We start from the raw sequence: 14,705 nt of genomic DNA on the forward strand, positions 1-14,705 counted from the left end.
GAACCAATCCTAGAACAAGCTGAGTATCGTTTTTTATGAGTCACCCACAAAACACCTTCGGTGTTGTAAGGTTAAGCCTCTCGGGTCATTAGTACTGGTCAGCTCAACGTATCGCTACGCTTACACACCCAGCCTATCTACGTCGTCGTCTTCAACGGCCCTTCAGGGACATCAAGTGTCCAGGGAAGACTCATCTCGAGGCAAGTTTCCCGCTTAGATGCTTTCAGCGGTTATCTCTTCCGCACTTAGCTACCGGGCAATGCAATTGGCATCACAACCCGTACACCAGTGGTGCGTTCACTCCGGTCCTCTCGTACTAGGAGCAACCCCTCTCAATCTTCCAACGCCCACGGCAGATAGGGACCGAACTGTCTCACGACGTTCTAAACCCAGCTCGCGTACCACTTTAAATGGCGAACAGCCATACCCTTGGGACCTACTTCAGCCCCAGGATGTGATGAGCCGACATCGAGGTGCCAAACACCGCCGTCGATATGAACTCTTGGGCGGTATCAGCCTGTTATCCCCGGAGTACCTTTTATCCGTTGAGCGATGGCCCTTCCATTCAGAACCACCGGATCACTAAGACCTGCTTTCGCACCTGCTCGAGCTGTCACTCTCGCAGTCAAGCTAGCTTATGCCTTTGCACTAACCTCCTGATGTCCGACCAGGATTAGCTAACCTTCGTGCTCCTCCGTTACGCTTTGGGAGGAGACCGCCCCAGTCAAACTACCCACCAGACACTGTCCGCAACCCGGATTACGGGTCCACGTTAGAACATCAAACATTAAAGGGTGGTATTTCAAGGTTGGCTCCATGCAGACTGGCGTCCACACTTCAAAGCCTCCCACCTATCCTACACATCAAGGCTCAAGGTTCAGTGTCAAGCTATAGTAAAGGTTCACGGGGTCTTTCCGTCTTGCCGCGGGTACACTGCATCTTCACAGCGAGTTCAATTTCACTGAGTCTCGGGTGGAGACAGCCTGGCCATCATTACGCCATTCGTGCAGGTCGGAACTTACCCGACAAGGAATTTCGCTACCTTAGGACCGTTATAGTTACGGCCGCCGTTTACCGGGGCTTCGATCAAGAGCTTCGCCTTGCGGCTGACCCCATCAATTAACCTTCCGGCACCGGGCAGGCGTCACACCGTATACGTCCACTTTCGTGTTTGCACAGTGCTGTGTTTTTATTAAACAGTTGCAGCCAGCTGGTATCTTCGACTGGTTTCAGCTCCATCCGCAAGGGACTTCACCTACACACCAGCGTGCCTTCTCCCGAAGTTACGGCACCATTTTGCCTAGTTCCTTCACCCGAGTTCTCTCAAGCGCCTGAGTATTCTCTACCTGACCACCTGTGTCGGTTTGGGGTACGATTTGATGTTACCTGGAGCTTAGAGGCTTTTCCTGGAAGCGTAGCATTGGTTACTTCATCACCGTAGTGACTCGTCATCACGCCTCAGTGTTAATAATGACCCGGATTTACCAAAGTCATCCACCTTCACGCTTAAACCGGGACAACCGTCGCCCGGATAACCTAGCTTTCTCCGTCCCCCCTTCGCAGTAACACCGAGTACAGGAATATTAACCTGTTTCCCATCGACTACGCTTTTCAGCCTCGCCTTAGGGGTCGACTCACCCTGCCCCGATTAACGTTGGACAGGAACCCTTGGTCTTCCGGCGTGCGGGTTTTTCACCCGCATTATCGTTACTTATGTCAGCATTCGCACTTCTGATACCTCCAGCAGCCCTCACAGACCACCTTCGACGGCTTACAGAACGCTCCCCTACCCAACAACACCTAAGTGTCGCTGCCGCAGCTTCGGTGCATGGTTTAGCCCCGTTACATCTTCCGCGCAGGCCGACTCGACCAGTGAGCTATTACGCTTTCTTTAAATGATGGCTGCTTCTAAGCCAACATCCTGGCTGTCTATGCCTTCCCACATCGTTTCCCACTTAACCATGACTTTGGGACCTTAGCTGGCGGTCTGGGTTGTTTCCCTCTTCACGACGAACGTTTAGCACCCGCCGTGTGTCTCCCGTGATAACATTCTTCGGTATTCGTAGTTTGCATCGGGTTGGTAAGTCGGGATGACCCCCTAGCCGAAACAGTGCTCTACCCCCGAAGATGAGTTCACGAGGCGCTACCTAAATAGCTTTCGGGGAGAAACCAGCTATCTCCCGGTTTGATTGGCCTTTCACCCCAGCCACAAGTCATCCGCTAATTTTTCAACATTAGTCGTTCGGTCCTCCAGTTAGTGTTACCCAACCTTCAACCTGCCCATGGCTAGATCACCGGGTTTCGGGTCTATACCCTGCAACTTAACGCCCAGTTAAGACTCGGTTTCCCTGCGGCTCCCCTAAACGGTTAACCTTGCTACAGAATATAAGTCGCTGACCCATTATACAAAAGGTACGCAGTCACCTAACAAGTAGGCTCCCACTGCTTGTACGTACACGGTTTCAGGTTCTATTTCACTCCCCTCGCCGGGTTCTTTTCGCCTTTCCCTCACGGTACTGGTTCACTATCGGTCAGTCAGGAGTATTTAGCCTTGGAGGATGGTCCCCCCATATTCAGACAGGATGTCACGTGTCCCGCCCTACTCATCGAACTCACAGCCTGTGCATTTTTGTGTACGGGACTATCACCCTTTACTGTGCGACTTTCCAGACGCTTCCACTAACACACAAACTGATTCAGGTTCTGGGCTCCTCCCCGTTCGCTCGCCGCTACTGGGGGAATCTCGGTTGATTTCTTTTCCTCGGGGTACTGAGATGTTTCAGTTCCCCCGGTTCGCCTCATGACACTATGGATTCATGTCATGATAGTGTGTCGAAACACACTGGGTTTCCCCATTCGGGTATCGTCGGGTATAACGCTTCATATCAGCTTACCGACGCTTATCGCAGATTAGCACGCCCTTCATCGCCTCTGACTGCCTAGGCATCCACCGTGTACGCTTAGTCGCTTAACCTCACAACCCGAAGGTGTCTTGAAAGACACTATCGCGCTGCGATTATTTGAGAGACTCATTGACAGACTGACGCATCACTCACACCACATTACTGTGTGTCAGTATGTTCAGCTGTCATGTTTCAATTTTCAGCTTGTTCCAGATTGTTAAAGAGCAATATCGTAAACATGACTCCGAAGAATCATCTTTAAGATATTCATGATAATGTCTTTCACTCATTATCGGATTGGCGTCCCCAAGGGGATTCGAACCCCTGTTACAGCCGTGAAAGGGCAGTGTCCTAGGCCTCTAGACGATGGGGACACGAAAAATCCGTACCGAATCAGAAATCCGGCACTATCGCGTCAGCATGAGTTTACACTCATCGCATCAACAGGTGCGCTTGCTCAGTATTTTCATCAGACAATCTGTGTGAGCACTTCACTCAACACACATCTTCTTGGTAAGGAGGTGATCCAACCGCAGGTTCCCCTACGGTTACCTTGTTACGACTTCACCCCAGTCATGAATCACAAAGTGGTAAGCGCCCTCCCGAAGGTTAAGCTACCTACTTCTTTTGCAACCCACTCCCATGGTGTGACGGGCGGTGTGTACAAGGCCCGGGGAACGTATTCACCGTAGCATTCTGATCTACGATTACTAGCGATTCCGACTTCATGGAGTCGAGTTGCAGACTCCAATCCGGACTACGACGTACTTTATGAGGTCCGCTTGCTCTCGCGAGGTCGCTTCTCTTTGTATACGCCATTGTAGCACGTGTGTAGCCCTACTCGTAAGGGCCATGATGACTTGACGTCATCCCCACCTTCCTCCGGTTTATCACCGGCAGTCTCCTTTGAGTTCCCGACCGAATCGCTGGCAACAAAGGATAAGGGTTGCGCTCGTTGCGGGACTTAACCCAACATTTCACAACACGAGCTGACGACAGCCATGCAGCACCTGTCTCACAGTTCCCGAAGGCACTAAGGTATCTCTACCGAATTCTGTGGATGTCAAGAGTAGGTAAGGTTCTTCGCGTTGCATCGAATTAAACCACATGCTCCACCGCTTGTGCGGGCCCCCGTCAATTCATTTGAGTTTTAACCTTGCGGCCGTACTCCCCAGGCGGTCGATTTAACGCGTTAGCTCCGGAAGCCACACCTCAAGGGCACAACCTCCAAATCGACATCGTTTACAGCGTGGACTACCAGGGTATCTAATCCTGTTTGCTCCCCACGCTTTCGCACCTGAGCGTCAGTCTTTGTCCAGGGGGCCGCCTTCGCCACCGGTATTCCTCCAGATCTCTACGCATTTCACCGCTACACCTGGAATTCTACCCCCCTCTACAAGACTCTAGCCTGTCAGTTTTGAATGCAGTTCCCAGGTTAAGCCCGGGGATTTCACATCCAACTTAACAGACCGCCTGCGTGCGCTTTACGCCCAGTCATTCCGATTAACGCTTGCACCCTCCGTATTACCGCGGCTGCTGGCACGGAGTTAGCCGGTGCTTCTTCTGCGGGTAACGTCAATCGATGAGGTTATTAACCTCACCGCCTTCCTCCCCGCTGAAAGTGCTTTACAACCCGAAGGCCTTCTTCACACACGCGGCATGGCTGCATCAGGCTTGCGCCCATTGTGCAATATTCCCCACTGCTGCCTCCCGTAGGAGTCTGGACCGTGTCTCAGTTCCAGTGTGGCTGGTCATCCTCTCAGACCAGCTAGGGATCGTCGCCTAGGTGAGCCATTACCTCACCTACTAGCTAATCCCATCTGGGCACATCTGATGGCAAGAGGCCCGAAGGTCCCCCTCTTTGGTCCGAAGACATTATGCGGTATTAGCTACCGTTTCCAGTAGTTATCCCCCGCCATCAGGCAGTTTCCCAGACATTACTCACCCGTCCGCCGCTCGTCACCCAGAAAGCAAGCTCTCCTGTGCTACCGCTCGACTTGCATGTGTTAGGCCTGCCGCCAGCGTTCAATCTGAGCCATGATCAAACTCTTCAATTTAAGATTTGTTTGATTTGCTGAACTCGTCAGCGATGCTCAAAGAATTAAAACTGTTTATTCGTAATGAATTTACTGTTGTTCACTCTTCAAGACTTTTTATATCGTCAAGATACGGTCTTGTGAGTGCCCACACAGATTGTCTGATTATATTGTTAAAGAGCAGTGCGTTGTGGTCTTAACCACATCGCGAGGTGGCGTATACTACGCTTTTCACCTTCAGAGTCAACGCTTATTTTAACGCGTATTCTCTTTCTTTATCGACCCGCTTGTGTGTTCACAGCGCCGTGTCGATGGAGGCGCATTATAGGGATCCGTTTTAGTTACACAACAACTTTCTTGATCTTTTTTTCTGTTCGCATGTTTTTCGACCCTTTCGATGAGATCTTACTCGATCCAGGCCACTTTTCAGTTGCCGACATCCCGTATCTGTCGATATTTTGTCTAATAACGAATAATCAGTGTGTGGCAAATAACTACGAGGTTGTCGATGAGTGCAAAAACATTCCGTCGTTATAACGGAATTTCTCCCGTTTTAGGCGAAAGAGTCATGGTCGATCATTCCAGCGTGGTGATTGGCAAGGTAACACTAGGCGATGATGTCGGCATCTGGCCCCTTGTCGCCATACGCGGTGATGTTAACTACATAACAATTGGTGCAAGGAGTAACGTGCAGGACGGATCAGTACTCCACATCACCCACTGCTCAGAGAAAAAACCAGAAGGTAATCCGCTTATTATTGGTGAAGACGTCACTGTGGGCCATAAAGCGATGCTTCACGGTTGCCAAATAGGGAATCGCGTTCTGGTAGGAATGGGGTCAATTCTTCTGGATGGCGCGGTTGTTGAAGATGATGTCATGATTGGCGCTGGTAGCTTGGTTCCCCCAGGAAAACGGCTAGAGAAGGGACATCTATACCTTGGCAGCCCAGTCAAAAAATTCGTCCACTCACACAAGAAGAAATAGAGGGATTGATTTACTCGGCAAACAACTATGTTCGTTGGAAAGATGAATATCTTGCTCAGGACAATGAGTAATACCCTTCATAATCCCAGTCTTCAGCAACGATCATTTTTTCAAGTTCGTCTTCAAGATCCCATCGATATTCCCTGAACATTGCCAGCCATTGTTCAGGGTTATCACCGCCATAACGTCGCTGGAGTAGCTCTGCGCTCACTAAACATTCCTGCTGAAAGCCATTCACTAAAACAGGAAAGCGGATCGCTATTGTCTTATCATCCCAGCTTTCACGATCGGGGAACTGGATCGCCTGATTCATTTAGCAAGATCCTGCTTTAGTAAAGCAATCACAGGTTCCACGTCCGGCATAACACCATGCCAAAGTTTAAACGCATGTGCCGCTTGCCCCACCAGCATTCCCAAACCATCTGCATAATGGAGAGCGCCATGCTGTACGCACCATGACAAAAAGGGGGTCAGTTGTGGCAGATAGAACATGTCATAACAGCTCGTTTCCGGCGAAATGAGTTCTGTCGGTAAATTAGGAATACTATCGTACATACCAGAAGATGTGGCGTTGATGACCAGATCGAACGACTGCCCCTGTAAATCATCGAGAGCAACAGCTTGAATATCACCAATATCATGGAAGATCTTAGCTAAGGCATCGGCCTTGGAAAAAGTCCTATTCGCCAGCACCACTGTACAACCATAGGCCAACAGGGGTTGGATAACACCCCGAGCCGCCCCACCTGCACCAACCAGCAAAACACGATCCAGAGGTTTCACCAGCGCCAATCGTTGCAGATCGCTGAGCAAGCCGATGCCATCAGTGTTATCACCAAACAAGCGACCGTCATTCAATCTCTTCAATGTATTGACCGCCCCCGCAAGCGCAGCACACTCGCTACACTCATCGGCTTCAGCAAAGGCCCGCTCTTTAAAGGGCGCAGTCACGTTCGCCCCGCCAGCACCATCACGAAAATACTGGCGCAGCATCTGCTCAAAATTATCCAGAGGCGCTAACACGCGCTGGTACGTCAACGTTATCCCCGTCTGTGCAGCAAATAGCTCATGTATGCGAGGTGATTTACTATGTGCAATCGGATTGCCAAAAACGGCAAAAGACGTTACTTCAGACACGTTCCTCTCCAACTTGTCCTTACCCCTGACGAATTAGCTCGCCTGTTAATACATCCCTGATTTCTGATGGGTTCATTCTTCCGCCGACGTCCCCAACTATCACAGGAAAATCATCACCAAACTGCTGGGAGACCTCCTGAGCAGTACGGCAGGGAGGTTGACCACTTAAATTAGCACTGGTCGACACCAGCGGTTTACCATAACGCTGACACAGTGCCTTAACTAGCGGATGGTCACTAACGCGCACCGCAAGCGAAGAAAATTGCCCTGTTAACCACTGCGGAGTCGTGCGTTTTGCTGGCAATACCCAAGTAACCGGACCTGGCCATGTGGAAAGCATCATCGCCTTCTGCTGATCGGATAACGCACTGTCATCAATATAAGGGGCCAGTTGGCTAAAATCTGCCGCAATCAGGATCAACCCTTTTTGCCAGGCGCGTTGTTTTAACGCCAGTAGGCGATTAACCGCCACTTCACTATCAGGATCGCATCCCAACCCAAATACCGCTTCAGTCGGGTACGCAATAACCTGCTCGTTTTGTAATTCCCGCAAAACGGGAATCATTAGTTCATCAGACACATTACTCATTCTTATCAACTTCTGCCGCTATCGGTTTTCCACATAACTTACTGGCGCAAAATAGCTTGATGCCTTGTGCCGTTTTTTTCTCAAACAATAACGCGTAATGGCAAGAAGGGCATTCGCCCGCTATCGGCTTATGATTTAGCGTAAACTGGCAATCAGGATAGCGATCGCAAGAATGAAACACCTTGCCGTAGCGAGATTTACGCTGCAACAGCGTGCCTTCATTGCACTGTGGGCATCGAATCGCCGTTTCATCAGGGCGATCAATAGTCTCGGTATGATGGCATTCAGGGTAATTGCCACAGCCGATAAACATCCCATAACGACCTTGTCGTAATACCAAGGTCGACTGACAAAGCGGACATTGCTGCCCATCTAACACTTTGACGATATGTCCATCAGCTTGTGCTTTCAGCGGGCGAATGAACTCACACTCTGGATACGCAGAACAGCCAAGAAATGGGCCGTGCCGACCAGAACGGATAACCAGCACTGACCCACAGTCTGGACATATTTCCTGTTTTTTTTCAGCAAACAGTGCAGGCTTAGCCATTCGAATTGTTATTCCTCTGGCTATTGCACATAACCGTCATTGACCTCAAAGAGTAATTCTTCCATTTGCTGATAAGCATTCTCACAACCCGGTACATTGAAAAGCACCATGAGAATGACCCACTTCAGATCTTCCAGATCAAACTCCTGCGTTTCCAACGCCATGACGCGTTCAATAATCATTTCCCGCGTTTCAAGGTTCAGAACCTGAATTTGCTCAAGGAACAGTAAAAAACCACGGCATTCCGCATCAAGACGCAGCGCCTCATCGTGCGTATAGATCCGCATAGCCAGAGGATCGTTCGCTAAATAAAGCGGCGCAGTCTGCCCTTCCTGAATATCGGCCAGTTTTTCCAGCCAGCTCAACGCGCTATAGATATCGTTACGATGAAATCCAGCGCGGGTGAGGTCATCAGTTAACGTATCCTGATCGACACGCATTTCAGTTTCATTGTGGATGTAACTCTCAAACAAGTACATGAGTACGTCGAACATGGCCTGCCCTCCTTAATCGGACATAGCCGCCGGGTACTGCTGCGATCCACCCTGCTAACTCCAGCTCTAATAGCTTAGGGACTATCTCTGGCACAGGTTGGCCGGCACGTTCAGCGACAACGTCAACAGGTGTAACCTCATCTCCTACGTTAGCCAACACGTCGGCAAATGGCAATTCGCCATCCTCTTCTTCGTTAGAAATAGTTTGCCTGCTTTGCATCGGTAGCCACTGCAATTCACTTACCAGTTGTTCAAGAATATCTTTCGGATGTGTAACCAGACAGGCTCCTTGCTGGATCAACCAGTGTGTCCCCTCGGTCATCGGGTTACCAATAGGTCCCGGCAGAGCAAAAACCTCCCGCCCTTGCTCCAAAGCATAACGCGCTGTGACCAACGACCCACTGCGGATAGACGCTTCAATGACCAGGACACCCAGCCCTAGCCCGCTGATAATACGATTTCTTCTGGGAAAGTTGGTTGGGAAAGGCGGCATAGCGAGGGGAAATTCGGAAACCAGCGCGCCACCACCGCCGCAAATACGTTCGGCAAGCTTAGCGTGCCGCTTAGGGTAAATATTCTCCAGCCCGCTTCCCAGCACGGCAATGGTTCTCCCTCGCGAATCCAAAGCGGCACGATGAGCAATGCCATCAATGCCAATCGCTAGCCCGCTTGTCACCGTGAGTTTATTTGCAGCAAGCTCCTGAGCAAAAAAACATCCCCAGCGTTCACCGTAAGCACTGCTCCCCCGGCTACCAATAATCGATATTTGTGGCGATGCCAGCAATTCAGGAGAACCAGAAATAAAGAGCAGAAGCGGGAAATCACGAATATTGCTCAGCAGAAAGGGATACAAAGCATCTTCACACGTCACAATATGGTGATTGGGGTAAGACAACCAATTGAGTGTTCCTTCCAAAATCTTACGATCATAGGAACAGAATTGAGCTATTTGAGCATCAGACAGACCTAGCGCTCTCAAGGTCTCGTTATCGAACATGTTTAAATCAATAAGCTTTCTGACAATCGCCCTAGCACGCTTGACCCCAAGGTGCCGCACGCCCGTCATACGTAGCCAGATTTCCGTTGATAGCATCAGCATCCCTTACTCAATTCTGTTCAGATAAGTGCTGCAATTCAGTGCTGATGCTGTCAATCGGGGCAGGAAATGTCTAGAATGAGCGTTAAGACTCTCTCACTATTCAGATACAGATCTAAACATATATGTCAGTTTTGCAGGTATTACATTTTCCAGACGAGCGGCTTCGCATCACTGCGCAGCCCGTAAAAGAAGTCAATGCAGAGATTCAACGTATCGTGGATGATATGTTCGATACCATGTACGAAGAAGAAGGTATTGGCCTGGCAGCGACACAAGTCGATATTCATCAACGTATTATTGTTATTGACGTCTCTGAAGAACGAGACCAACGACTGGTGCTGATCAATCCCGAGTTGATTGAAAAGAGCGGCGATACGGGCATCGAAGAAGGTTGCCTGTCGATCCCTGAAACGCGTGCGCTGGTTCCTCGTGCAGAGCATGTGAAAGTGCGCGCATTGGATCGTGAAGGTAAAGCGTTTGAACTTGAAGCAAGCGAATTACTCGCCATTTGTATTCAGCATGAAATGGACCATCTGGTCGGGAAACTGTTTATCGATTACCTTTCCCCACTTAAACGCCAGCGCATTCGTCAAAAACTGGAAAAACTGGCTAAGCAGAATAGCCGAGCCCGATAATTTTCATCCTGACAGGAAGCACCGTGTCTGATTCTTTACGCATAATCTTTGCCGGAACCCCTGACTTTGCAGCGCGTCATCTAGACGCGCTTTTATCATCGGGGCATGAGGTCGTTGGCGTGTTCACCCAGCCCGATCGCCCAGCAGGCAGAGGCAACAAGCTTACTACCAGCCCAGTCAAAGTACTGGCAGAGCAACACACCATCCCCGTTTTCCAGCCTAAATCTCTGCGGCCGGAAGAAAATCAAGCGATGGTTCAGGCGTTAGATGCCGATATTATGGTCGTTGTCGCCTACGGCTTAATTCTGCCACAGCCCGTATTATCTATGCCTCGCCTTGGCTGCATCAATGTCCACGGTTCTCTGTTACCACTTTGGCGTGGTGCAGCACCCATTCAGCGTGCATTGTGGGCTGGAGATAATGAAACCGGTGTTACGATCATGCAAATGGATGTTGGACTCGATACTGGTGCCATGCTGCACAAAATTTCGTGCCCTATCCTGCCACAGGATACTAGCGCAACGCTGTACGATAAACTTGCGGAGCTGGGCCCACGTGGCTTATTGGAAATGCTGGAACAGCTTGCTGATGGCAGCGCTGTTTCTGAAGCACAAAATGACGCTCTTGCCACCTATGCAGAAAAGCTCAGCAAAGAAGAAGCACGTCTAAATTGGCAGTTATCTGCCGAGCAGCTTGAGCGTTGTATTCGCGCTTTTAATCCTTGGCCAGTCAGCTATTTCATCGTAGATGAACAGCCAGTGAAAGTCTGGAAAGCGGAAGTCATTGCCAAAGCACATAGCTCACAGCCCGGTACAATCATACAGGCAGACAAGCAGGGCATTCAGGTAGCAACAGCCGATGGCATTTTGAATATTCAGGAATTGCAGCCCGCAGGCAAAAAAGTAATGGGTGCGCAGGATCTGCTTAACTCACGTCGTGAGTGGTTCGTTCCTGGTAATACGCTGGACTAATCTATTTTTCATACCGGCGCTATGCCGGTATATCCTCTCTCTTTTACGTATACGTCATCGCTAACACATGAAAAGCTCATACAATCTACGCAGTATTGCCGCAAAAGTGGTGGGACAGGTTCTGGATCAAGGACAATCACTCAGTGCCTTATTACCTGTTCATCAGCGTGAAGTCTCCGATAAAGATCGCGCACTTTTGCAAGAGCTTTGCTTCGGCGTATTACGCGTTTTACCGCAGTTGGAATGGTGTATTCAACAACTGATGGCTAAGCCCCTGACAGGCAAACAACGCACGCTACACTACCTCCTCATGGTCGGCATCTACCAACTTCATTATACGCGAATCCCACCACATGCAGCTCTGGCAGAAACAGTAGAAGGCGCCGTTGCATTAAAGCGGCCACAGCTCAAAGGACTGATTAATGGCGTATTACGCCAATTTCAGCGTCAGCAGGAAGAACTGATTCAACGAGAAGCAGCTAACTCATCTCACTACCTGCACCCAAGCTGGCTACTGGCGCGTATTGAGCATGCTTATCCAAATCACTGGAAAAACATCGTTGAGGCGAATAACCAACGTCCTCCGATGTGGCTACGTGTAAATCGGTTACACCACACACGTGACGCATATTTAAACTTGTTAGTGCAAGAGGGAATAGAGGCATTTCCTCATGCTGAATACAGCGATGCAATACGACTTACCTCTCCCTGTGCGGTCGATCAATTGCCAGGATTTTCGCAAGGGTGGGCAACGGTACAAGATGCATCTGCTCAAGGCTGCGTCTATTGGCTCGATCCACAAGATGGTGAACAGATCCTCGACCTCTGTGCTGCGCCTGGTGGAAAAACGACGCATATTTTAGAAGCAGCCCCAAAATCTCATGTGCTCGCTGTCGATGTTGATGAAACACGTTTAGGCCGGGTAAAAGAAAATTTACTGCGGTTACAAATGCATGCCGAAGTAAAACAAGGCGATGGACGTTACCCCGATTCATGGTGCGAAGGGCGTGTGTTTGATCGCATTCTGTTGGATGCCCCATGCTCAGCCACTGGTGTGATTCGTCGTCATCCTGACATTAAGTGGTTGCGCCGAGACAGAGATATTGAAGAGCTGGTTGCATTACAAAAAGAGATTCTTGATGCCATCTGGCCACATCTCAAAACCGGCGGCACAATGGTCTATGCTACCTGCTCTATTCTGCCGCAAGAAAATGCTCAACAAGTTACGGATTTCCTCGCTCGCCATGCCGATGCAAAACTGGTTGATACAGGTACAAGAGAAATTCCGGGTATACAGATACTTCCCCATGCTGATAGTGGCGATGGTTTCTTTTATGCGAAGCTGGTAAAAAACTGATATTGAACCCAGTATTGTCTGCAACAGACAGCAATCAATAAACGGCATGGCTTATTATGAAAATTATCATTCTTGGCGCAGGTCAGGTCGGCGGAACACTGGCGGAAAATCTAGCAGGTGAAAACAATGACATCACTGTCGTTGATACTGATGCAAATCGGTTACGCCAGCTTCAGGATAAGTTTGACCTGCGTGTCGTTACAGGGTACGCATCTCATCCACGAGTGTTGCGTGAAGCGGGAGCAGAAGATGCTGATATGCTGGTCGCCGTTACCAATTCAGATGAAACGAATATGGTAGCCTGCCAGATTGCTTATTCTCTTTTCAAAACCCCAAACCGGATTGCGCGCATTCGTGCCGCTGAATACATTCGTGAATCAGAACAGCTGTTTTTACCAGACGCGGTTCCCATCGATCACTTGATCTCCCCAGAACAGTTAGTGATTGATAACATTTACAAACTGATCGAATATCCCGGAGCGCTTCAGGTCGTCAACTTCGCTGAAGGCAAAGTGAGCCTTGCCGCAGTTAATGCTTACTATGGCGGCCCGCTTGTGGGTAATGCCCTCACCTCCCTCCGCGAACACATTCCTCACGTAGATACCCGCGTTGCGGCTATTTTTCGTCACGACCGCCCGATTCGCCCACAGGGTTCCACCATCATCGAAGCTGGAGATGAAGTGTTTTTTGTCGCCGCTTCGCAGCATATTCGTGCGGTGATGAGCGAATTGCAGCGCCTTGAAAAACCGTATAAAAGGATCATGATCGTTGGTGGCGGGAATGTCGGAGCAGGATTAGCGCAACGGCTAGAAAAAGATTACAGCATCAAGTTGATAGAACGAAATGCAGACCGAGCTGTGGAACTGGCTGAGCTTCTGCAAAATACAGTCGTATTCCATGGTGATGCTTCAGATCAAGAGCTCCTCGCCGAAGAACACATCGAGCAGATCGATGTATTCATTGCCATTACCAACGATGATGAAGCGAATATTATGTCAGCTATGCTGGCTAAACGCATGGGCGCAAAAAAAGTAATGGTGCTTATCCAGCGTCGAGCTTATGTCGATCTGGTTCAGGGCAGCGTCATCGATGTCGCAATATCCCCACAGCAGGCAACAATTTCTGCGCTACTCAGCCACGTCCGCAAGGCGGATATCGTGAGCGTATCCTCTTTGCGTCGTGGTGTAGCCGAAGCAATCGAGGCCATCGCCCACGGAGATGAAGGCACATCGAAAGTTGTCGGCAGAATGATCGAAGATATTAAGCTTCCACCTGGTACCACTATAGGCGCAATTGTTCGTGGTGATGACGTCATCATTGCTAACGAAAATAGTAAAATTGAGCAAGGTGACCATGTCATCATGTTCTTGGCTGACAAGAAATTTGTGCCTGATGTTGAACGCCTATTTCAACCCAGTCCCTTCTTTTTATAATGTTGGAACACATTTATTGCTGATCGATAATCTGGCAAAGATACGGCTATTGGTTAGAATTAATTTATAATTTTTAGCAAGGAGAACAGATATGAGCATTATCAAAGAATTCAGAGAGTTTGCCATGCGTGGCAACGTTGTCGATTTGGCGGTGGGTGTCATTATTGGTGCCGCTTTCGGCAAAATCGTTTCTTCTCTGGTATCAGATATTATTATGCCGCCACTTGGACTTTTGATTGGTGGTGTCGATTTTAAACAATTCAGCCTTATTCTTCGAGACGCTCAAGGTGAAATTCCCGCCGTTGTTATGAACTATGGCGCTTTCATCCAGAATATTTTCGACTTTATCATCGTCGCTTTCGCGATTTTTATAGCGATCAAGCTTATGAATAAAATGCGGCGCAAACAAGAAGATGCACCTGCCGCACCACCAAAACCTAGTGCAGAAGAAAAGCTATTAGCTGAAATTCGCGATTTACTTAAAGAACAACAGCCAAACAGTAAAAATTGAGTTTC

11 protein-coding genes, 1 tRNA gene, 2 rRNA genes and 1 pseudogene are annotated in these 14,705 nt (G+C 49.3%); 6 read left to right on the forward strand and 9 right to left on the reverse strand.

From position 1 onward, the window contains the following. Positions 1-67: 67 nt before the first annotated feature. From KKH3_RS17495 to KKH3_RS17505, 3 genes are all read right to left on the reverse strand, one after another. Positions 68-2,974 (reverse strand): 23S ribosomal RNA (locus KKH3_RS17495). 227 nt (positions 2,975-3,201) lie between these two features. Next, a tRNA-Glu gene (locus KKH3_RS17500) sits at positions 3,202-3,277 on the reverse strand. Positions 3,278-3,417: 140 nt separating this feature from the next. Beyond that, positions 3,418-4,960: ribosomal RNA gene (locus KKH3_RS17505) — 16S ribosomal RNA — on the reverse strand. Together the 16S and 23S rRNA genes with 1 tRNA gene alongside form the textbook arrangement of a ribosomal RNA operon. A 487-nt stretch (positions 4,961-5,447) precedes the next feature. Here KKH3_RS17505 and KKH3_RS17510 point away from each other — a divergent pair. Then, positions 5,448-5,995, forward strand: a pseudogene (locus tag KKH3_RS17510) (gamma carbonic anhydrase family protein). On the opposite strand, the gene KKH3_RS17515 reads toward KKH3_RS17510, so the two are convergent. The 6 genes from KKH3_RS17515 to dprA are packed head-to-tail and all read right to left on the reverse strand — an operon-like array spanning position 5,980 to position 9,787. Beyond that, positions 5,980-6,237 (reverse strand): DUF1488 family protein, encoded by a 258-nt coding sequence (locus tag KKH3_RS17515; RefSeq protein ID WP_039362725.1) that lies wholly within the window; start codon positions 6,235-6,237, stop codon positions 5,980-5,982. The pseudogene KKH3_RS17510 and the gene KKH3_RS17515 sit on opposite strands and share 16 nt — an antisense overlap. After that, the gene (gene aroE, locus KKH3_RS17520; protein WP_039362727.1) at positions 6,234-7,061 is read right to left on the reverse strand and encodes a shikimate dehydrogenase; all 828 of its coding nucleotides are present in this window, start codon (positions 7,059-7,061) and stop codon (positions 6,234-6,236) included. The genes KKH3_RS17515 and aroE overlap by 4 nt, the downstream gene beginning before the upstream one ends. 19 nt (positions 7,062-7,080) lie before the next feature. Next, complete coding sequence (gene tsaC / locus KKH3_RS17525; protein ID WP_039362730.1) at positions 7,081-7,650, reverse strand: L-threonylcarbamoyladenylate synthase type 1 TsaC; 570 nt, start codon at positions 7,648-7,650, stop codon at positions 7,081-7,083. Then, complete coding sequence (locus KKH3_RS17530; RefSeq protein WP_010309857.1) at positions 7,643-8,200, reverse strand: DNA topoisomerase family protein; 558 nt, start codon at positions 8,198-8,200, stop codon at positions 7,643-7,645. Before KKH3_RS17530 ends, tsaC begins: the two co-directional genes overlap by 8 nt. Positions 8,201-8,220: 20 nt before the next feature. Continuing rightward, positions 8,221-8,694: a DUF494 family protein gene (locus KKH3_RS17535; RefSeq protein WP_039362732.1), complete on the reverse strand. Its 474-nt coding sequence runs from the start codon at positions 8,692-8,694 to the stop codon at positions 8,221-8,223. Beyond that, positions 8,666-9,787 (reverse strand): DNA-protecting protein DprA, encoded by a 1,122-nt coding sequence (gene dprA / locus KKH3_RS17540; protein WP_039362734.1) that lies wholly within the window; start codon positions 9,785-9,787, stop codon positions 8,666-8,668. The genes KKH3_RS17535 and dprA overlap by 29 nt, the downstream gene beginning before the upstream one ends. Positions 9,788-9,915: 128 nt before the next feature. On the opposite strand from dprA, the gene def reads away from it, so the two are divergent. The 5 genes from def to mscL all read left to right on the forward strand — a co-directional run bounded on the left by def (position 9,916) and on the right by mscL (position 14,700). Then, positions 9,916-10,428, forward strand: a complete 513-nt coding sequence (def, locus tag KKH3_RS17545; RefSeq protein ID WP_039362736.1) for a peptide deformylase — start codon at positions 9,916-9,918, stop codon at positions 10,426-10,428. Between the two features lie 23 nt (positions 10,429-10,451). Next, positions 10,452-11,399, forward strand: coding sequence for a methionyl-tRNA formyltransferase (gene fmt, locus KKH3_RS17550; RefSeq protein ID WP_039362738.1), 948 nt, complete (start codon positions 10,452-10,454; stop codon positions 11,397-11,399). A 67-nt stretch (positions 11,400-11,466) separates the two neighbouring features. Then, a complete protein-coding gene (gene rsmB / locus KKH3_RS17555; RefSeq protein ID WP_039362741.1) occupies positions 11,467-12,756 on the forward strand; it encodes a 16S rRNA (cytosine(967)-C(5))-methyltransferase RsmB in 1,290 nt (429 codons plus the stop codon). Positions 12,757-12,812: 56 nt separating this feature from the next. After that, entirely contained in the window at positions 12,813-14,189 is a 1,377-nt protein-coding gene (gene trkA / locus KKH3_RS17560; protein ID WP_039362744.1) for a Trk system potassium transporter TrkA, read from the forward strand. 91 nt (positions 14,190-14,280) lie between these two features. Further along, on the forward strand, positions 14,281-14,700 hold the full coding sequence (mscL, locus tag KKH3_RS17565) for a large-conductance mechanosensitive channel protein MscL (RefSeq protein WP_039362746.1): 420 nt from the start codon (positions 14,281-14,283) through the stop codon (positions 14,698-14,700). Positions 14,701-14,705: the final 5 nt, after the last annotated feature.

The organism is Pectobacterium actinidiae, from assembly GCF_000803315.1.
In the GTDB taxonomy this organism is placed as follows: domain Bacteria; phylum Pseudomonadota; class Gammaproteobacteria; order Enterobacterales; family Enterobacteriaceae; genus Pectobacterium; species Pectobacterium actinidiae.